Annotated in this window: 14 protein-coding genes and 1 riboswitch; of the genes, 6 read left to right on the forward strand and 8 right to left on the reverse strand. The window is 55.1% G+C overall.

Going from position 1 to position 19,118, the window contains the following annotated elements; all coding sequences use genetic code 11:
* Window positions 1–74: 74 nt before the first annotated feature.
* Window positions 75–773, reverse strand: a complete 699-nt coding sequence (locus D0C27_RS00405) for a cytochrome b/b6 domain-containing protein (RefSeq protein WP_115633886.1) — start codon at window positions 771–773, stop codon at window positions 75–77.
* A gap of 81 nt (window positions 774–854) precedes the next feature.
* The gene (locus tag D0C27_RS00410; protein WP_035272627.1) at window positions 855–1,367 is read right to left on the reverse strand and encodes a hypothetical protein; all 513 of its coding nucleotides are present in this window, start codon (window positions 1,365–1,367) and stop codon (window positions 855–857) included.
* 310 nt (window positions 1,368–1,677) lie between these two features.
* Here D0C27_RS00410 and ribA point away from each other — a divergent pair, with 310 nt between their 5' ends.
* Window positions 1,678–2,349, forward strand: coding sequence for a GTP cyclohydrolase II (gene ribA, locus D0C27_RS00415; protein ID WP_137430182.1), 672 nt, complete (start codon window positions 1,678–1,680; stop codon window positions 2,347–2,349).
* Window positions 2,350–2,644: 295 nt separating this feature from the next.
* On the opposite strand, the gene D0C27_RS00420 is transcribed toward ribA, so the two are convergent.
* Complete coding sequence (locus D0C27_RS00420; RefSeq protein ID WP_026483011.1) at window positions 2,645–3,271, reverse strand: FMN-dependent NADH-azoreductase; 627 nt, start codon at window positions 3,269–3,271, stop codon at window positions 2,645–2,647.
* Window positions 3,272–3,396: 125 nt separating this feature from the next.
* On the opposite strand from D0C27_RS00420, the gene D0C27_RS00425 reads away from it, so the two are divergent.
* Entirely contained in the window at window positions 3,397–4,305 is a 909-nt protein-coding gene (locus D0C27_RS00425) for a LysR substrate-binding domain-containing protein (protein WP_009456252.1), read from the forward strand.
* Between the two features lie 5 nt (window positions 4,306–4,310).
* Here the strand turns inward: D0C27_RS00425 and D0C27_RS00430 are convergent, their stop codons facing one another.
* Entirely contained in the window at window positions 4,311–5,873 is a 1,563-nt protein-coding gene (locus D0C27_RS00430) for a glycosyltransferase family 39 protein (RefSeq protein WP_137430183.1), read from the reverse strand.
* A gap of 90 nt (window positions 5,874–5,963) precedes the next feature.
* Window positions 5,964–6,141: riboswitch (yybP-ykoY riboswitch) on the forward strand.
* Between D0C27_RS00430 and D0C27_RS00435 the strand changes: the two genes are divergently transcribed.
* Window positions 6,142–6,717, forward strand: coding sequence for a TMEM165/GDT1 family protein (locus D0C27_RS00435; RefSeq protein ID WP_009456260.1), 576 nt, complete (start codon window positions 6,142–6,144; stop codon window positions 6,715–6,717). It abuts the riboswitch before it with no gap.
* Between the two features lie 5 nt (window positions 6,718–6,722).
* On the opposite strand, the gene D0C27_RS00440 is transcribed toward D0C27_RS00435, so the two are convergent.
* Both D0C27_RS00440 and D0C27_RS00445 read right to left on the reverse strand, forming a co-directional pair.
* Window positions 6,723–8,429, reverse strand: coding sequence for a methyl-accepting chemotaxis protein (locus tag D0C27_RS00440; protein WP_137430184.1), 1,707 nt, complete (start codon window positions 8,427–8,429; stop codon window positions 6,723–6,725).
* 202 nt (window positions 8,430–8,631) lie between these two features.
* Window positions 8,632–9,255, reverse strand: a complete 624-nt coding sequence (locus tag D0C27_RS00445; protein ID WP_026483008.1) for a helix-turn-helix domain-containing protein — start codon at window positions 9,253–9,255, stop codon at window positions 8,632–8,634.
* 792 nt (window positions 9,256–10,047) lie between these two features.
* Between D0C27_RS00445 and D0C27_RS00450 the strand changes: the two genes are divergently transcribed.
* Complete coding sequence (locus D0C27_RS00450) at window positions 10,048–11,193, forward strand: ATP-binding protein (RefSeq protein WP_026483007.1); 1,146 nt, start codon at window positions 10,048–10,050, stop codon at window positions 11,191–11,193.
* A 174-nt stretch (window positions 11,194–11,367) separates the two neighbouring features.
* Complete coding sequence (gene speE, locus D0C27_RS00455; RefSeq protein ID WP_060186889.1) at window positions 11,368–12,645, forward strand: polyamine aminopropyltransferase; 1,278 nt, start codon at window positions 11,368–11,370, stop codon at window positions 12,643–12,645.
* Between the two features lie 111 nt (window positions 12,646–12,756).
* Here speE and D0C27_RS00460 read toward each other — a convergent pair whose 3' ends face one another.
* Window positions 12,757–14,466, reverse strand: a complete 1,710-nt coding sequence (locus tag D0C27_RS00460) for a sulfate adenylyltransferase (protein WP_035272635.1) — start codon at window positions 14,464–14,466, stop codon at window positions 12,757–12,759.
* Between the two features lie 460 nt (window positions 14,467–14,926).
* On the opposite strand from D0C27_RS00460, the gene D0C27_RS00465 reads away from it, so the two are divergent.
* The gene (locus D0C27_RS00465) at window positions 14,927–18,370 is read left to right on the forward strand and encodes a hybrid sensor histidine kinase/response regulator (RefSeq protein ID WP_137430185.1); all 3,444 of its coding nucleotides are present in this window, start codon (window positions 14,927–14,929) and stop codon (window positions 18,368–18,370) included.
* On the opposite strand, the gene D0C27_RS00470 is transcribed toward D0C27_RS00465, so the two are convergent.
* A complete protein-coding gene (locus tag D0C27_RS00470; protein WP_035272636.1) occupies window positions 18,357–19,019 on the reverse strand; it encodes a response regulator transcription factor in 663 nt (220 codons plus the stop codon). The two genes, D0C27_RS00465 and D0C27_RS00470, sit on opposite strands and share 14 nt — an antisense overlap.
* Window positions 19,020–19,118: the final 99 nt, after the last annotated feature.

Here is a 19,118-nt window from a genome sequence, read left to right on the forward strand (position 1 = left end):
AAAAATGCGGCTCAGCCCAAACAGTCCCCGCATTATCCCCAGGTTTATTCACAGCTTCTGGGGATAAGTCGGGCTTACATAAAGTCGTCCATGCCACCGCCTACGGGTGCCAGACCTGTCATCCAGTACACACCCCAGGCAATCAGCGCCACAATGATCAGAGCGAGAAAACGGGTTTTCCAGCTGTCTTTGCTGGCAGGCAGGCTGGCATCGGCGGGAACCGGCATGCTGCCCTTGACCATGACGCTGGTTAATTTCTGACCACGCAACACGCGATACAGGAAAATAGCCAGGATATGCAAGGCAATAATGGCCAGCATGATCCATTCATTGGCTTTGTGCAGGCCGGTCAGGGTTTTGGACCAGTCGCTGCTCAGATAGGCCAAAGGGCCAGTCGTGAAGATGTCGTCATTGGCAAACAGGCCCGAGACCGCTTGAAAACCGAACACAATCAACATGATCCAGACGGACCAGGCACCGATGGGGTTGTGGCCGGGGTAAACCGCGGGCTTGTCACGCAAGTAGCGCAGGCTGCGCACAGGGTTGGGCAGGAAGTGGCTAAAGCGGGAGTAGTAACCACCAATCAGGCCCCAGACCAGACGAAATGCCAGCAGCCCCAGGGCCAGCAAGCCAAAGCGTACGTGCCAGTCCATCCACAAACCGCCAACCTTGATCGTCACAAAACAGCCCACGATGCTGATCACGAGCAGCCAGTGGAACAGGCGGGTGGGTAGATCCCAGATGAGTAAAGGGCGAGTCGAGGAGGCGTGCATAGGGAAAATCCGGAGAGACTAAGACATCTGATTATAGTCAGTGTTGTCTTGGAGTCCGTTTTCCGCCGCGGGTTCCTTCTCTTATTGAGCGCGGTGTTTGCGCTTGCGCAAACTGATCTTGCGACCGTCGTAACGGTACTCGTCGATCAGGGTGGGATTATCCAGGCTGGGGGTTTCCATGATCAGGGTTTGGCCCTGGTGGCGTACTCGAATTTGTGCGCTGCAAGACCCAAACGCTGGCGAGACGGTATAGCCCTTGGATGACACTGTGACCCAGTGATAATAAATCGAGCAACCCCCCAGGCCGTTGTCCACCGAAATCAACGCTGTCTGGTTGTTGGATTGTCTGAAGGCGTAGGGAATATTGATCAAGCCCTTGAGTTCGGGCGCGATGATTTGCGAGTCCAGTTGCAGTTGTGCCTCATAGACATAATCGCTTTGGCTCACTTGCAAGGTGCCGTAGGGGCTGTCCAGACTTAATTGAGAAGGAGGCTGGGGCCAGGTCTGGCTTGCCGCACTATGGGCGACAAACGGTTGCAGGGCCAAGCCGAGCCCAATCACAACATAACGAATAACGACCTTAGTGGCGGGCATGATCAATCAAGTAAGAGGATGATCAAGGCTCAGTGAAAAACACAAAGCGCCATAGATCATCTGTATTTGTAAGTTTCATAACATTTTATGTATTTTCTTGTTGCGTAGAATACCGGATCGCAGAACTTTTCGCTATAAGGATAGGCACATAAGGTGAATGTTTCATGTCTGTGTCATAGGGGGACTGGCGAAATTAGTCCTGAAAAGCATCTTGCCTCAGGCTTAAAGAAATGGAGTGAATTGGGCTATCATTGCTAGGTTGCCCCGGATGGGGCCAAGCCGCATTTCTTCGTTGCAGCAGAGACTCATTATGCAATCCATCCCGGATGCCGCACTGGCATCAGAATCGGACTCCACGCTGGCTGCCCAGCAGGCCAAACCCGGCGCTTTATTGGACTACGTCAGCTCCAGCCGTTTGCCTACCCCCTGGGCCGTATTCCAAATCCATGTATTTATAGAGCGCAGCAATCAAAAAGAACACGTCTTGCTGACCCTGGGGGATGTGGCCGACGGCGAGCCTGTCCTGGCCCGTGTCCACTCCGAGTGTCTGACGGGCGATGCCTTGTTCAGCCTGCGCTGCGATTGCGGCCCTCAGCTGCAATTGGCGCTGGAGCGTATTGCTACGGCAGGCCGTGGTGCCTTGATGTATTTGCGCCAGGAAGGGCGGGGTATTGGTCTGGTGAACAAGATCCGTGCCTACAACCTGCAAGATCAGGGTGCGGATACGGTGGAAGCCAACGAGAAGCTGGGGTTTCCTGCGGATATGCGTCGCTATGATATTTGCAAGGATATGCTCGAGCACGTCGGTATCCAGAAGCTGCGTCTGATGACCAATAATCCGCGCAAGGTAAAAACCCTGCAGGAAATTGGCATTGATGTGGTGGAGCGTGTGCCGCATCAAATTGAAGGTAATCCCTTTAACGAGGCTTACCTGAACACCAAGCGTCTGCGCTTGGGCCACTGGCTGGAAACAGACGAATAAAAAGGGGCGCGCGGGCAGAAATTGATTCTGCTCCGATTTCGTTCCTGCTTATCGCGGTATCAACACAAAGGGCCATCAATTGGCCCTTTGTGTTTTTCTCTGGTGGAGATTCAGCGCGATCAGGATGTGCTACCTGCTGGCAGGCAATGCAAAAGAGAAAGCCGGATCCGATGTCCACGCAGGGATTGGGATCCGGCTTTATCTTTGCTTGCTCAGGCTTGAGCGCTGAAGGGGCGGGTGGCTGCTTGTGCAGAACTAAACAGCCAAGGCCTGGTCGAACCAGGCCTTCCCGGTCTTAGGCAGGGCTCTTTTCCAGCAAGGCGCTGACACTGGCCTTGGCGTTCTCTACAATCTGATCACGCAGCTCTGGGGTTTTGCCCAGACCTTCGGCGTACACAATACGCAGGTCCGTTACACCCATGAAGCCGAACATCACACGCAGGTAGCTTTCCTGATGTTCCATGGCCTGGCCTTGCTCCGATTCGGAGTAGATGCCACCACGGCTCAGAACCAGGTAAACCGTTTTGTCGCCAGCCAGACCTTCCGGGCCATTGCTGGTGTAGCGGAAAGTGCGGCCAGCTTGAGCCAGACGGTCCATCCAGGCTTTCAGTTGGCTAGGAATGGTGAAGTTGTAGAAGGGGGCGCCAATCACCACCACATCGGAGGCCAGGAACTGGCTCAGGTATTGTTCGGTGATGGCGTTCTCGGCGCGCTGACGCTCGCTCAGGGTAGCTGGGTCCAGACCCAGACGCATGCCCAGGGAGTCAGCCGAAAAGTGAGGTGGCGGGTTCAGGGCCAGATCTACATGCTCCACTTGGACTTGCTCATTTTGCTGGCGCAGCTGATCAACCACAAATTGCGAAAGTTCGCGGGAAACGGAGTTGGCGCCGGTGATACTGGAGTCTACGTGTAGCAGTTTCATGATGTTTGGTGTCCAAAGCGATGAAGGAATGGTGTCATTATGTTTGATGCCCATACCTTTGATAAGCCGGTTTTTCTGAGAAAGATTATTCTACTTTTGTCTGTAATCCTGGAAAACTTCCCTGTATGTATGACTTAAATGACATGGTGCTGTTTACCGAAGTGGTACAGCGTGGCGGCTTTAGTGCTGCTGCCCGACACTTGGGCATGCCGCCATCGCGAGTATCGCGACGTCTTAGCCGTCTTGAGGCTGAAGTCGGTGTGCGCCTGCTGCAACGCACCACGCGCAGCCTGTCTCTGACCCCTGCTGGAGAGGTGTTCCTGCGCCATTGCCAGGCCATGCGTGACGAGGCCGAAGCTGCGTATTCTGCGGTGGCTCAAGTGCAGCAAGAACCACGCGGTCTCTTGCGTATCAGTTGCCCGGTCACCTTGGCCCATACGGTCTTGTCGACCGTGTTTGCACAGTTTCTGATTCGCTACCCTCAGGTTGAGCTGGAGGTGGAAGTCAGCAACCGGGTGGTTGATCCGGTGGCGGACGGGATTGATGTGGCTTTGCGAGTGCGCAGCACCTTAAGTGATAGTGCGAGCTATATCGTCAAGCGCCTGGGTGAAACAGGGGCAATTCTGGTTGCTCAGCCTGAACTGCTGGCGCGTTTTGATCCGGTGCGCGGCCCGGCTGATTTGGTGAAATTGCCCACGGTGGCCATGTCGGCCCGACAAGGTCAAAACGAATGGGAGCTGTATGGTCCCGAGGGCGCCAGCCTGACGGTAACGCACAGGCCGCGCTATATGGCCTCGGATTTGCTGACGTTGCGTGAAGGGGTGGAGCAGGGCATAGGTGTGGGTATCTTGCCCGACTATATGTGTTGCGAGGCCTTGAAAGCCGGACGCCTGGTGCAGGTATTGCCACAGTGGGCACCCTTGCCGGGGATTATTCACGCTGTGTTTGCTTCCCGCCGAGGCATGGCCCCGGCGGTACGACATTTTCTGGATTATCTGGGTGAGCAACTGCCGGTGCATCACCCTAAAATTTAAGTGATTCAGCGGGCAGTGGCTGTAAAGGGGCAGCTGCTTTGTGCGGGCAGAATGGCCCAGTTCAGATCAATCATGGGACTGCGTTCGGAAGACCAGCGCTGCTCGGCCTGCCCCTTGATAGGGGCTTGCTCGTACAGCTGGAGCAAGGATGCGGGAGGTTTCCCACGGGTCTGGATGCTGTACACAATCAGAGCGCCGCATTCCATATCCTGCGGGAGTGTCAGCCAAGGTGAAGCAGCCGGGTCAGCATCAATAAAGACCATCACATCCTGGCCGGCATGAACGGCAATATTGCCGCCTAGCCAGGTATCGGCTACTACGACTTTAAGTGGGATGCCGGGCATGTGTTCGTTCCAGATGGCTTGCATTTGGGCAGACACTTCCGGGCCGGGGAAGGTGGAGCGAGAGTCCCTACCTTTATGCCAGGCCAATGGGCCACGAGCCAAGGCGTAGCCCGATGCCAGCAATATCTGCAACACGATCACAATAATAGCCACGCGCCGCAGCTGGATCTTGTCCTTGCCGTGCATGAGCCAAAGAGCAAAAAAGCCATACAAAACAAAGAAAGTGGTGGCCCAGGAAGCGACCAGACGGGTGCCCATCATGGCTGAAATCAAGACGGTGCTGACGATCGGAGTCAGGCCCACCCACAGCAGGAATTGCTTGTCGCTGCGGGAAATATCATCGGCGTAGCGTTGCTTGTTTTGCAAGGCCGCGTCGGATGGGGCCAGCTTTTTCCTGTCGCGACGATTCCAGATACCCAGCGCAATCATGGCCACAACCATGGGGCTTAGTCTCCCCAGCTGGTCCAGGCTAAACGCCAGCAGTTCCTTGTAGGCCTCCCAGCGGGTATGTGTTTCCAGCGAGCCGTCCATATAGCGGAAGGGGGCGAAGTCGTGCTTCACCAGCCAGTACAGATGGGGCGACAAGACCAGCACATAGGCAAGCAGGGCCAAGCCCAGCCCTATCCAGGTCTGCCGCTGACGCCACATACCGCTGCGCAGGAAATACAAAAAGAAGGCGGTGAACAGAATCACGGCACTGTATTTGGTGACCGTAGACAGCGCAGCGACGGCGCCCAGCCATAACCAGTCTGCCGGTTTCTGGTCGCGGCTGGCGCGATAGAAAAACCAGGTCGCGGCGGTTACGGACCACAGTTGTGCCGTGTTGTGATTAAAAATGGTGCTGCGCAAGGAAAAGTAAATACTGACAGAACTGATCAGCAAGACCATGAAGGCGCGTTCGGGATTCAGAAATTCGCAGGCCAGTTTCCAGATAAACCATAGCCCCAGCACCGAAGCTGTCATGCCCGCGGCAAAGGTCAGCCATGCCGGGCGTCCGACTACGCTGGTCAAGGCGGCCATCACCCACGCTGGGAAGGGCGGATGCTTCAAATAGCCCAGCTCGAAACTGGCCGACCAGACCAGTTCTTCCATGCCGTCCAGATCGGGGGCTTTATGGCTAATTGCCATCAAAACGGTCCACAGCAAAATCATGAATAACAGATACAGCAGCACATAGCGCTGGTAGGTGTTGGGCTGAGCCGATGCTGGGTTTTGGGCAGTCATGCGTCTGGTGAAAGCGTGAAAATAAGCAAGTGTACTTCTTGTGCGTTGAAAAGCCCCGATTGGACAGGTGTCTTAATCTGGGCTACGATGCGCTTCGTCATTAGGGAGTAGCCGCTTCGGTTTACCGAAGATCAGCGTCAACATACTTGACCTACACAGGGTCATGGCGCTGATAGCAACTTAGCCTGGCAAGACTTTTGACCATGGACCTTCGCGTTTGGCCGGGAGGGTTTGTGGTCATTTGTCTTTTATCCGGCCAGGAGTTGTTATGGAAGCGTTGTTTATCTCCACGGGTGTGGTTGCCTTGGCAGAAATTGGGGACAAAACCCAATTGTTGGCTTTTATTCTTGCAGCCCGCTACAAACGCCCTTGGCCCATCATTCTCGCTATTTTCATAGCAACCTTAGTTAATCACGGTCTGGCTGGCGCCATTGGTGCTTGGGTTCCCGCTTTGCTGGATCCGGAAGTGCTGCGTTGGGTGCTGGGTATTTCCTTTCTGGCCATGGCCATATGGATTCTGATTCCTGACAAGATCGATGATGCCGAAGCCACCCGTACGCGTTTTGGTGTTTTTGGCACCACGCTGGTGACATTCTTCCTGGCCGAGATGGGCGACAAGACACAGATTGCGACGGTCGCTTTGGCTGCTAAATATCAAGAGTTCGGTTTGGTGGTGCTAGGCACGACCTTGGGCATGATGTTGGCCAACGCACCTGCCGTTTTGTTTGGCGAGCGCATTGCCCGCCGTTTGCCGACTCAGTTGGTACACCGGATTGCTGCCTGTATCTTTGCTGTGCTGGGCGTGCTGGCCTTGTTGGGAGGGGCTGAAAGCCTGGGCTTTTAGCGAACTCAGGTACTGGATGCCAATTGTCGTAGTCGGCCTGGGTGGGCTGGTTTGCGACGAGCGGCGTCCATTTTCACAACCGGGGCCAGGATCAAGGGGGCAGCAGAGCGAGTGGGTGGATGAGTATGCGCACTTTCTCCGTGATTCAGGACACTGATAGCCTCTTGCAGTTCGGCCCCATTCTGGTTCAGTTCCTGCGCTGTTTCACTCAAGTCATGGACCAGAGCGGCATTGTCGCTGGTGATTTGGTCCACCTGTTTCAAGGCCTGGGTCAACTGGCCCAAACCGATGCTCTGCTCGCTGGTGGCAGCAGAAATCTCACCCATCAAACCCGCAACCTCAGACACGGATGTCAGGATTTCCTGCATGGTCTGCCCCGCATGGGCGGCGTGGGTGGCACCTTCAGCACTGAGGGTTTGGGTTTCGGTGACCAGTTGCTTGATTTCATCGGCCGCTTGAGCCGCTTGCTGAGCCAGCGAACGCACGGCAGAGGCAACCACCGCAAAGCCTTTACCGGCCTCTCCGGCGCGGGCCGATTCAATTGAGGCGTTGATCGACAGGATATTGGTTTGAAAGGCGATGTTATTGATCATCGACACGATATTGCCGATATGCTGCGAGCTTTCCAGAATCTGCTGCATGGATGAGCTGACTTTCTGAACCGCTTCGTTCCCGCGACCCGCGATATCCGCGCTGCGGCTAGCCAGTTCGTGGCTGGCCTTGGCGTTTTCCGCGGTCTGTAGAACGGCTTGCCCAAAGGAGCTCATACTGGCAGTGGTCTGCTGCATGGAGGCCGCTTGCTCTTGAGTGCGTGCTTCCAGCAAGGCGCTGTTATCCGAGAGCTTGCGTGACACCATTTGATTGTTGCTGCAGCTATGGTCCACGTCGGTACTAATGCTCATCAGGCTCTTACGCATCAGATCCAGATTCTGGCCCAGCGTTTCCAGCTTCTTCACAGCGGGTCCGCGTGTGTTGACTGTCAGGTTGCCTGCGGCAATTTGTTGGGCGATGTGCGTGGCCGTTTTAAACGATCCCAAAACCCGTCGCATCAGCACGGCCTGATAGCCCAAAATCATCAATGTTCCCACCCCCAGAGAACTGGCCAGGAGGATCATGCTTTGCTGTGGCATTTCCGTATTCAGGATCATGGCAATAATCCCGCCGGTAATACCCAGATTCAACAGGCCTTTTCGTAAAAAGGCGGCCAGCAAACTGGGACCAGCCAGGAAACGAAGGCCGGCAAAAGGGCGACGCCAGCTGCGAGCCGTAATTTGGCCAGCGCGTATCGTTCGGGAACGATTTCGACCTTCGCGCAATTCCTGATAAAACTGTTCAGCTGCTTGAATATCCTGAGGTTTTGCGCGCACACGAACCGACGCAAAGCCGGTTAATTCCCCTTGTTCAATAATGGGACTGGCATGGGCCAGAACCCAATAAAAACCGCCGTCTTTACGGCGATTCTTTACCACCCCCACCCACGAACGGCCCTGTTTTAAGGTATGCCACAAATCTGCAAAAACTTCGGATGGCATATCGGGGTGACGCACGATATTGTGCGGCTCGCCAATCAATTCTCCCCGACTAAACCCGCTCACCTCGACAAAGGCCGGGTTCGCATAAATGATGCGGCCGGCCAGGTCAGTTTTGGAAATGAGATATTGCTCGTCCAGCAGCTCGGTTTCGATGCCGGTAATTGGTAGGTTCTTGCGCATAGCCTTTCCCTTTGTATTTTTGTATCAGCAAAAGACTCGAGATAAACGGATCAATTTCTTGTTGTGAATTTTCGTGAATAGTATCATTTGATTCGTTTTTTATGTCTAAAAATAAAAAAATGATAATCAAATGAAAGTTTTTGTCACAAAAAGATCGAAATTGAAAAAATTGATCCTGGCTGATAAAGGGAAGAGGACGTGCTCAGGAGGGCAGGTATTGGGCGTGGAAGGCTTCGCTGAGCAGCTGCAGGAGCAGGGCAATGGGAATGGGCTTGGCCAGGGCTGTTGCTTTGCCGGGCAGACCGCCACGCGCGTGAATATCGGCGGCGCTCAATGCAGAAATCACATAAATCTGGGTATGTTCGGTTTCAGGGGCATCGGCCAGCGCCTTGAGCATGGCAAAACCATCCAGTTTGGGCAGGTTCAGGTCCACGATCAGCACATCAGGGTAGAAATTGCCGGCAGCAATCAGACCTTTCAGGCCATCTTGTTCGCAGCGCAATTCGACCGGGAAGGGCAGATGTTCCATGGCCATGCGGTAAATCGCCAGCAAATCCAGGTCGTCTTCAACGACCAGTACGCGCAGGCAGGGTTCACCGCTGCAAACAGGTAGGCTGGGAGTGATCGGAGCATCAGGCGTCGGGGGGCTGGTTTGCCCACGGCGCTCTTGCAAGATGGCTTGTACGGAATCGCGGTCGATGCGTCGGTGCCCGCCTTGGGTTTTCCAGGCTTTCAGGGTCCCGGCTTCTACCCAAAGTTGTACGGTGCGTACAGACACACCTAGTAAATCAGCAGCCTGCCGAGTGGAGTAAACGGCGTCGTTCATGGAGTCAACAAAATGAAAGCAGGCCAGACCGGGGAAAGAAAGGCTATGGGCCCCGATGTAGCAGTGCAGAGTGTAGAGACGGTATTAGTAAGTACAGAAATACTACTAATGGCAATGGGAAGTGGCCTGTTCACGCCAAGTGATAGGCAGAGTATTCGACACACATGCTTCTAATATCTCCGATTTTCAGATGTTCATGCTTCATCAGGGACTCACTTCAATCGGGCGGGCCTGTGAACCTGGACTCGCCTTGCTGATTTTACGCGTATCCCTTGCGCTGTCGTGTTACCGGACGGGCCCAGTGTGGGGAGCTGAACACACTTATAAGTGTTGATGTTACGGGCGGGTCCGGGCGGTGCTCGGCTTGTCGGGCCGAGAAAAAGGGTGTTAGCACCCTAGCACTTGTTTTTATCGTTAGTCTTGATCCTGGTCAGTCTTTATGAAATAAATAGGAATCCATTTTGTACAAGTTCCCTTGTTTCCTCAAAGAAAATTTATGCGCCTTATGATACGGCTGTTTCTGCCGTTAAGCAGTATGGGCGGTGGTTTTGGAGTAAAACTTTTAAAAAGTACTAATCCCTTTCTTATTGTTCCGCCTGATTGTTATGAAATTTATTTATTAGGCGATTAACCGTTTTTTCACCCAGGCTGATGCAAAGGCATTGGCAGATCAGTAATCCCATCTAGAAAAATGCTTGGTTTATCCGCTGGACTGGCTTTTTGTCGCATGGAGATTGAAACCACACTGAGGCAGGCCTGGTGCTTGTTTTGGGACGAAAATAGGGGATTGGCTTGTTGCTCACACTATTTACCAGTTTTTTGATCGGGCAACGTTTGTTTGACCGAGCGAGCGTGCCTAAATGGCCGGGACAGGCTTATGAAAAAGCACATCGCTTTGAGCAAATGCTGGATGCCTTGCCCGATGCCATTGTCATGTTCGATTCCTGTGGGCGAATTGAGGGTTGTAATCGGGCCATGCGGCGTTTGCTGGATACGCCGGAATTGGCCAATGACAACGATGATTTAATCGATTTTTTCCAGAATCTGGAAAAAGGAATACGGGCAGATTTAGCGTATTTGCTCCCTGGGATTAGTCAGGTTATTAACCGCGAAAAAAATCCTTTTTACTACATGCACCGGGATGGGGAAGGGGAACAGGCCCGTGCCCTGGAGTTTCATGCCTATGCGGCCTCCGATTCAGACAGCGCAACTTTGTTGATGATTCGCGATGTCAGCACAAAAATGCAACAGGAGCGCGATCGTGCCGACTGTTTTGCCATGGCTGCCCATGAAATACGCTCCCCGCTGGCCGCCATCAGCGGCTATATCCAATTGCTGCAACTGGAGACAACCCCGTCAGCCTGGGCCAGCAAGATCTACTCTCAATTACATGAAAAGGTTCGTGGCGTTGATGTGCTGCTTGATGATTTGACGCGCTTGAATCGCATGGAGTACGAGGGGACGAGCATGCAGGAATGGCGCGAGTCCGATTTGCGTGCCGTGCTGCGCCTGAGTCTGCGCCCTTTTCACGAACAGCGCCACCGCATTTACCTGGATGTGCCCGAGTATGGCTTATGGGCCAAGGTGGATATCGTTCCTTTATTGGTAGCTCTGCGCAATGCGCTGGAAAATGCCCTGAAGTACTCCGCGCCAGACACCATGGTGACCCTGCGCTTGCAGCCGGGCGAAACCGGTTGGGCTCGGATAGAGGTCCTGGATCAAGGGCCGGGAATTGATCCGCTCTATAAAGAGAAGGTCTTTGACAAGTTCTATCGCCTGCCCGGCCAACAGGTGCAAGGAAGCGGTCTGGGCTTGTCCATTTTGCGCTCGATTGTTCACCACCACGGGGGCAGAGTCTATTTCAAGGACCGTCCGGGTCCAGGGGCGCATTTGGTCATGGAATTGGTTCTGCTGCCTTCCGCGTCGTATATACCTTAATCTTCCCTAAAATAGGGTTATTTTCATATATTTAAGTTTGATATAAGGTACAATTTGCGCTCTTTTCGATGAAGCGAGGTGATCGCCATTCCAGGTGCACCTCGCTTTGAAGTTTTTACGTTGCGGTCGTCTCGTTGGTAGGGAGCGCAAAATCTGTTAAAGGAGCACACGATTATGCAAGGCTTGCACTTGACCGCAGACCTTTACCAATGTGCATGCAGCCCGGAGCTGCTGATCGATGCCCAGAAACTGGCTGATTTTTGCCGTCAGCAGACTATTGATGCAGGGCTGACGATTGTTGGTGAAGAGTGGCAGGCATTTCCCGAATTTGAAGGGCAGCCTGGTGGTGTTACCGGGGTACTGTTATTGGCCGAGTCTCACTTGGCCATCCATACCTGGCCAGAGCGTGGTGGCGTGACGCTGGACGTCTATGTCTGCAATTTCATGCAGGACAATTCGGGCAAGGCGACCCGCCTAATTGACGGTATTGAGCAGGCTTTCAAGCCCGGCCAAGCCCAGCGTAATCGCTTGTGGCGTGGCGAGGCTGATGGCCCGGCCCATGCTGGTGAACTGCTGACGGAAAACCTGAATCAGGATGCGCTGTACGGCTTTCGCTTCACCGAGCGCTTGCTGGAGCGCCAGACTGCTTTTCAGCGTCTGGAGTTGCTGCGTTCCGAAACCTTGGGTAAGACCTTGCGTCTGGACGGTTGCATGATGACTTCCGAGGCCGAAGAGTTCTTCTACCACGAAGGTCTGATTCACCCGGCCGCTATGTCTCACCCGAATCCACGCCGTGCCCTGATTGTGGGCGGTGGGGATGGTGGAGCCCTGGAAGAGTTGTTGAAGTACCCCAGCCTGGAGCGAGTCTCTCTGGTTGAGCTGGATGGGGAAGTGATCGAGGTGGCTCGCGAGCACTTGCAGTCCATTCATAAGGGGGCGTTTGATAACCCGCGTGTACAAATTCAGATCGAAGACGGCGCGAAGTTCCTGGCCCATACACAGGAACGCTTTGACTTGATCTATCTGGACCTGACCGACCCCGAAACTCCGGCCGGTCCCTTGTACACGGCGGCCTTCTTTGAGTCCTGCAAACGTGCGCTGGCAAGTGGTGGTGCTTTGGTATTGCACCTGGGTTCGCCTTTCCACGAAAGTCAGCAGGTCAAGAACCTGAGCGAATCTCTGGCCAGTGTGTTTGCACAAGTGCATGGCTACGGTCTGCATATCCCGCTGTACGGCTCTTACTGGGGGCTGGCAATTGCCTCCGACGAGCTGAACCCGCGTGCTTTCTCCGCCGATCAAATCCAGGAACGACTGGAGCAGCGTATGAGCAACGAGAACCAGGATTCCCTGCAGTTCTACAACGCTGATATTCATGGTGCCTTGTTTGCTCTGCCTACTTTTTACCGCCGCCTGATGCCTGTGAATGAGGTCAATCTGGAAGAGGTCTGTTAAGCAGGTTCTGGACAGTTTGAGTCTGCCTTCGGGCAGATTTCGTGATGAAAAAGCCCCTGATCTTGTTAAGGTCAGGGGCTTTTTCTGTTCAGGGGGAAGCTGGATAGAGCCTTATTCCTTATCCGCCCCACGATAGCGCTGGTAAGGCAGGACGTTCCAGGTCCTTTTGGTCAACTGCTTGGCAGAAATCACGGTCGGAATATCATCCAGCAAGCTGCGGGCCGAATGCAGCTCGCGCACGACTTCCTGCTTGTCCTGATACATGAACTCGTCCGAGGCTTCTTCCGGTGCTTGCTGCTGCTTTTCTTCCAGATCGCTGATCAGACGTTCCTGCTGGAAGCGTAGAGCAGCACGCGCATCCTCAATCCAGGCGGCTTGCATGCTGCGGTTGTGATCCACCACGGCGCTGTACTCGGTGTACACCCCGTTGTAGATATCTCCCGCATGGTGCCGCACGTCGTGGCTGGCGATTTCCAGATCGCGCACCGTCAGCTGAGATGGATCCAGCGGTTCACTACGCTTGGCCCCGCCCAGACGGGTGTACTGGGTGTAGTAGGGGAACATGCTCTGGATAACCTTGCTGACAGGCTGGATTGCTTCGCCTTCCTCGCACAGTCCTTTGGGCTGCACGCCTTGCATGGCCGGCAGAATGGATTCAGGGCGGCAAATCTCCTTGGGCGGCATGATGCCGTGACGCAGCATCTCGCGAATGCCGGTGCCGGAGATGGTCAGCCTGAAGCGATCATCGTGCGGGCAGGTCTCGGAAGTGGCATGGCAGGCACAACGCGTGCAGTAAAACACTTCGTGGAACAGGCGCACATCAATGCCCATTTCCTTGGGGCTGAACTGATCGAAAATACTGTGGCTGGCGTACTTGTCGTAGTAGCTGCCAATCCCGGCGTGATCCCGACCAATCAAGGCGTGGGTGCACCCATAGTTCTTCATGATCAGGGCATGCAAAATGGTTTCGCGCGGACCCGCAAAAATATAGGTGACGCGCAGCGGCGAGAGGATGGCACGGTCCTTGGGGTAGTAGGTATCCAGTACGTTTCGGTAGGCCATCATGCGGAACTCGTGGCGCACGTATTCACGCTTGGCCATCTCTACCAGTGGCTGCAGGAACAGGCCATCAATCCCTTCCAGCGCATTGCGGTGAATGTACTCGTGGCCACGGTGCAGCGGATTCGCACCGGTGATAAAGCCTGCCACGGAATTGAATTTCTTTTCTTCATAGAACAGGCGCCAGGTGTCTTTGGGTTCGCGGCGCAGCTTCTCGAACGGGCCCCAGTCCACACGCTGCAGCAGGTGCAAGGTGCCACCCAGGGACACATCGCCCATGCGGCGGTAAATGGAGTCCACACCGGGGTGATTTCTGTCCGTGGTGCCAAACAGTTGCTGAGCGCGCTGCTCCTTGTCGTAGGAGAAGATGTCCTCGATGCTCAGGATGGCTACCGGCTCGTTGTCGCTATTGGTCAGCGCCACTTCAGAGCCGACCGAAAGTCCTTTAATAATGTCGCGGTTGCGATCGCCAATCGGGGCGAAGCTCAGCGGCACAGGCCACACCACACCATTACTCAAACGACCCTCTTTGAGCACGGAGTTGTAGTCGGCCTCGTTCATGAAGCCTTTGTTGGGGGAGAGCACGCCCGTAGCAATCATCTCGATGGTGATGACGGCTTCCAGATCCACGCGGATGCTGGGCAGGGTGCGCGCACGTTCGATCTCGTCCTTGACGCGATCCTCCGGGACAACCTGGTTGACCAGTGTTCCACCGTGCGGTTGCTGTGGATAGCGATCAAAGTTCAATGTTGAGTGGTTCATATTGCCTCCTTTAATTTGCCCCGCATGACGATGAAAGATAGTTTTTTTGTCGGGGCGTTTTTCGTTTGCGAGTGATAGATGAGTTCTGGACTGGAGCAGTGACTCCCCGGTTTCAAACGCTCTATTTCTTCTTGTGATGCCAGACGAAAGCTCTTCGTCCAAACAGGTGATGCAGCGCTGGCTTGAATACCGCCTGCGCATTGTTTTGCTGCGCTTGTTAAATGCGACATGAGGACAGGAATGCAGGCATCGTTCCGGGTTTATCGGTGCGTGAGGTGATCCTCACCGTGGCTCATGATGCTGCGGGTGCTGCCTGCCCAAGAGATCTGTCCTGAAAATCAAATTGGGTATAGGTGATAAGCCCTAGTTTTCCGAGCTCAGATCCTGCTGGAACTGTCTTAGTATTACTCACAATCGCGAGAAAAATCATCGCGTTATACCAAAGTAGGAGACAGTGCAGATGACGCCAGCTTGGGTGGTGTTGGCCTCGTTGATTTACGCCGCAATTTTGTTCGCCATTGCCTGGTTCGGGGACAGGAATCCTTTGTATACCCAGCGCCCCTGGTTGCGACCTACGGTCTACAGCCTGGCCCTGGCTGTGTACTGTTCGTCGTGGACGTTTTACGGCGCGGTCGGGTCGGCCGTGCGCTATGGCGTTGGTTTTCTGCCTATTTATCTTGGCCCCATGCTGATGCTGCTGTTTGGCTGGCGGATTATTGAACGCCTGGCGCTGGTGGCTCAATCCCAGAACACGGTTTCCATTGCGGACTTCATGGCCAGTCGTTATGGGCGCTCGCAGCGCTTGGCGGCCATGGTGGCGGGGATTGCCGTGGTGGCGGCCGTGCCGTATCTGGCCCTGCAATACAAGGCGGTGGCCTTGAGTTTGAGTGTGCTGGCCGGGACCGAGTTTCACGCCGGACTGTTTGGCGATCCGGCCTTGTATGTTGCGATTTTGATGGCCTTGTTTTCTATTCTGTTTGGAACACGCCAGGTGGACGCGACCGAGCATAGACCGGGTTTGATGCTGGCCGTGGCCTTTGAGTCCGTGGTGAAACTGGTGGCCTTGGTGGCGGTTGGCCTGTTCGCCTTTCGCTGGTTTGGCAAGACTGAACTGAATATGGTGGGGGCCGTCAGCACACTGTTCGAGAACAGTCCGCCGGTGGGTTTTGTCGGTCAAACCTTGCTGGCCTTTGCCGCGATTATTTGTTTGCCCCGTCAGTTCCATGTGGCCATTGTGGAATGTGGTGACGTGGTGGATATACGGCGGGCGCGCTGGTTGTTTGGGGCGTATCTGCTGGTGGTCAGCGTCATGGTCTTGCCGATTGCCGCGGCAGGAGTCAGCTTGTTTGGCGTCGGGGGCGAGGGCGTGGCACCGGATAGTTTTGTGCTGGCCTTGCCCCTGTCGCAAAACCAGGTTGGCTTGGCCTTGATGGTTTACATAGGCGGTTTTTCGGCTGCAACTGGCATGGTCATTGTGACCAGTGTGGCGCTCTCAACCATGGTCAGTAATGACTTGGTGATGCCTTTGTTGCTGCGTCGTGGCTGGGCACAGTATCAGCAAAGTACGGTGGCTTCCACAGTGCTATGGATACGCCGTGTCGCCATCATGGCGCTGGCGGGTGTGGCTTACGGCTATTACATGCTCAGCGGCAGCGATACGACCTTGGCCGCTTATGGGCTGATGGCATTTGTGGCGGTTGCGCAGTTTGGGCCGGGCTTGATTGGTGGTTTGTATTGGCGCGGTGCCAGTCGACAGGGCGTAGAGGCCGGACTGCTATTGGGCTTTGCCATCTGGGTCTATACCTTGCTCTTGCCGACGCTGACCGAGGTGGGCTGGCTGGCGGATGATTGGTTGTATCATGGGCCATTTGGCCTGTCCTGGCTGCGCCCTTATCAACTTTTTGGCGTAGAGGGCTGGGACCCGCTGACACATGGCACTTTCTGGTCCCTGCTGTGCAATATCAGCGCCTTTTTGTGGGTGTCCTGGCGCCGGCGTCCGGGCTTGGGAGAGCGCTTGCGGGCCGAACCGTTTCTTAATCCTTATGCGGAGCGGCAGACCTTGGCGGCCCGTCATTCTTATGGGGATTTGTCGGTCCAGGATTTGCTGCTTTTGGCAGAGCGTATCGTTGGTAAAAAAATGGCGAAGCGGGCTTTTGAAACGCAGGCCAGACAGGCCAAGCAATCGCTGGAGCCTGGTTTGCGGGCGGATAGTTCCTGGGTGCATTTCACGGAGCTATTGCTGGCAGCTGCGGTGGGGGCCGCGTCCGCGCGCCTGGTGCTGACCAGCGCCTTGCGTGGTTCGGGCATGGAGGTGGCTGCCATCATGGCCGTGCTGGATGAGGCGGGGCAGGAACTGCGTTTCAATCGGGATATTTTGCTGGCCACCCTGGAGAACATTGATCAGGGTGTCAGTGTGGTGGATGCGGACATGCGGCTGGTCGCCTGGAACCAGCGCTATCAGCAGTTATTCGATTACCCGCCCAGCATGTTGTACGTGGGGAGGTCCGTGGCGGATCTGATTCGCTTTAATGCCGAGCGGGGCAAGGTCGATGGCGTGGAAAGCATAGGGGTGGAACAAGCTATAGAACGTCGTATTCAGTTCATGCGCGAAGGCTCTTCCTATGTGACTCAGCGTATGTTGAATGACAAGCAGGTGATCGAGCTGCGGGGGCGGCCTTTGCCGGGCGGCGGTTATGTCACCAGCTATAGCGATATCACGCACTACAAGCGCGTGGAGCGCGAGCTGCGGGAGATGAACGACAGCCTGGAGCAGCGTGTCGCGGTGCGTACGCAGGAGGCGGAAAAAGCCCAGGAGTCTCGTACCCGATTCCTGACGGCCGTCAGCCACGATGTGCTGCAACCGATTAACGCGGCACGTCTGTTTGCGTCGGCCTTGCGCGATACGCATGACCTGGCGGAGATGCCCAATCTGGCCGAGCGAGTCGATACCTCTTTGCGTACGGCGGAGGAGTTGCTGGAAGGCCTGCTGGATATTTCCCGTCTGGATGCCGGAGCCTTGAAGCCGGATCTGGGCGTGATCAATGTGCAGCATCTGCTGCAGCATTTGGCAGACCAATACGCTCCTATGGCTGCACGACGTGGTATCCAGTTGCGGATTCATGCTCGACCTTTGCAGGTGTATAGCGACCATCGTCTGTTGCGGCGCGTGCTGCAGAATTTCCTGGCCAATGCCTTGCGCTACACCCAGGAAGGACGAGTGGTGTTTGGCGTGCGTGTCCGGGGCGAGGAGCTGGAGTTTCAGGTCTGGGACTCAGGCCAGGGTATCCCGCCACATCATATTCAGCAGATTTATGCGGAGTTTCATCGCTATGAACAAGCCTTCGATTGGGATGGCCGTGGCCTGGGCTTGGGCCTGTCCATTTGCCAACGTATTGCGGTCTTGTTGGGGCATACGCTGGATGTGCGATCCGAAGTGGGGCGTGGCAGCATGTTCTCCATTCGCGTTCCTTTGAGTGACGCTACGCAGGCCAGCAGTCAGCAAAATAACGAGTCCAGCAAGCCAGCCGATGGCTTGCCTTTAACAGGCTTGCGTGTGCTGTGTCTGGATAACGATCTGGATATTATTGCGGGTATGGAAGTGCTGCTGGGGCGTTGGGGAGCACAAATTATCACCGCCAATACGGTAGATAGCGCTTTGGAGAAAATTGCCTTGAGTCCCGATGTCTTGCTGGTGGATTATCACTTGCATGATAGGCTGGACGGCTTGCAGGCACTGCAACTATTGCGTCTGCATCTGCCCCATGCGCAAGGCGCTTTGTTGACGGCGGATGGTAGCGACGAGCTGAAAGCGGCGGCTCGACAATATGGCTATCTGGTGCTGACCAAGCCGGTAAAGCCCGCTTCGCTGCGAGCTTTTCTGACCGCGCAAATTAAAACGTATTAGCGTCCTGGGATTCGTCCTGGTTCAGGCCAAGATGACTGGCCATCAAGACCGCCTGGGTGCGATTGGAAGCACCGAGCTTGCGCAGGATGGCGGTCATGTGCGCCTTGATGGTGGCCTCCGAGACATTCAGTTCGTAGGCAATTTGCTTGTTCAGTTGTCCGGTACTAAGCATCTGCAGAACGCGAAATTGTTGCGGTGTCAGCTCGCGCAATTTCGCCGCGACCTCCCGTTCGTCCAGACTGATGCCCGGAGAGGAAGAGCCGATTTCCGGCAACCAGGTGCCGCCATCCAGAACCACCTGCAGGGCTACGCCCAGCGTCTGTGCATCAATGGATTTTGGGATGAAGCCCATGGCTCCGTGATCCATGGCGCGGCGCATGAAGCGTGCCTCTTCATGGGCGGTGACCAGAATGATGGGCAGGCAGGGGTAGGTCGCGCGTAAATGGACTAAAGCGCTGAAACCGATTGCCCCTGGAATATCCAGATCCAGCAAGAGCAGATCGGCGTCAGGATGGTCGTCGACCAGGGGATACAAATTGGAGATACGATCCGCTTCGTAGATGGCCGTGCCGGGAAACAGGTTGGCGACGACGCCTCGTAACGCCTCACGAAATAGTGGGTGATCGTCAGCAATGAGCAGTTCATTCATGTGGGGATTATGCCATGTTCAAGTATCTGTAATGGTGCCTGCCAGGATGAGCTGCACATCAGTAAAAACAGGGCACCGAAATGCCCTGTTTTTTGTCCC

This window comes from Alcaligenes faecalis, from assembly GCF_005311025.1.
In the GTDB taxonomy this organism is placed as follows: Bacteria; Pseudomonadota; Gammaproteobacteria; order Burkholderiales; family Burkholderiaceae_B; genus Alcaligenes; species Alcaligenes phenolicus.

Coding starts and splice junctions, on each gene's coding strand:
- D0C27_RS00405 (WP_115633886.1), bottom strand. CDS start 773: ATGCACGCCTCCTCGACTCGCCCTTTACTCATCTGGGATCTACCCACC.
- D0C27_RS00410 (WP_035272627.1), bottom strand. CDS start 1,367: ATGCCCGCCACTAAGGTCGTTATTCGTTATGTTGTGATTGGGCTCGGC.
- ribA (WP_137430182.1), top strand. CDS start 1,678: ATGCAATCCATCCCGGATGCCGCACTGGCATCAGAATCGGACTCCACG.
- D0C27_RS00420 (WP_026483011.1), bottom strand. CDS start 3,271: ATGAAACTGCTACACGTAGACTCCAGTATCACCGGCGCCAACTCCGTT.
- D0C27_RS00425 (WP_009456252.1), top strand. CDS start 3,397: ATGTATGACTTAAATGACATGGTGCTGTTTACCGAAGTGGTACAGCGT.
- D0C27_RS00430 (WP_137430183.1), bottom strand. CDS start 5,873: ATGACTGCCCAAAACCCAGCATCGGCTCAGCCCAACACCTACCAGCGC.
- D0C27_RS00435 (WP_009456260.1), top strand. CDS start 6,142: ATGGAAGCGTTGTTTATCTCCACGGGTGTGGTTGCCTTGGCAGAAATT.
- D0C27_RS00440 (WP_137430184.1), bottom strand. CDS start 8,429: ATGCGCAAGAACCTACCAATTACCGGCATCGAAACCGAGCTGCTGGAC.
- D0C27_RS00445 (WP_026483008.1), bottom strand. CDS start 9,255: ATGAACGACGCCGTTTACTCCACTCGGCAGGCTGCTGATTTACTAGGT.
- speE (WP_060186889.1), top strand. CDS start 11,368: ATGCAAGGCTTGCACTTGACCGCAGACCTTTACCAATGTGCATGCAGC.
- D0C27_RS00460 (WP_035272635.1), bottom strand. CDS start 14,466: ATGAACCACTCAACATTGAACTTTGATCGCTATCCACAGCAACCGCAC.
- D0C27_RS00465 (WP_137430185.1), top strand. CDS start 14,927: ATGACGCCAGCTTGGGTGGTGTTGGCCTCGTTGATTTACGCCGCAATT.
- D0C27_RS00470 (WP_035272636.1), bottom strand. CDS start 19,019: ATGAATGAACTGCTCATTGCTGACGATCACCCACTATTTCGTGAGGCG.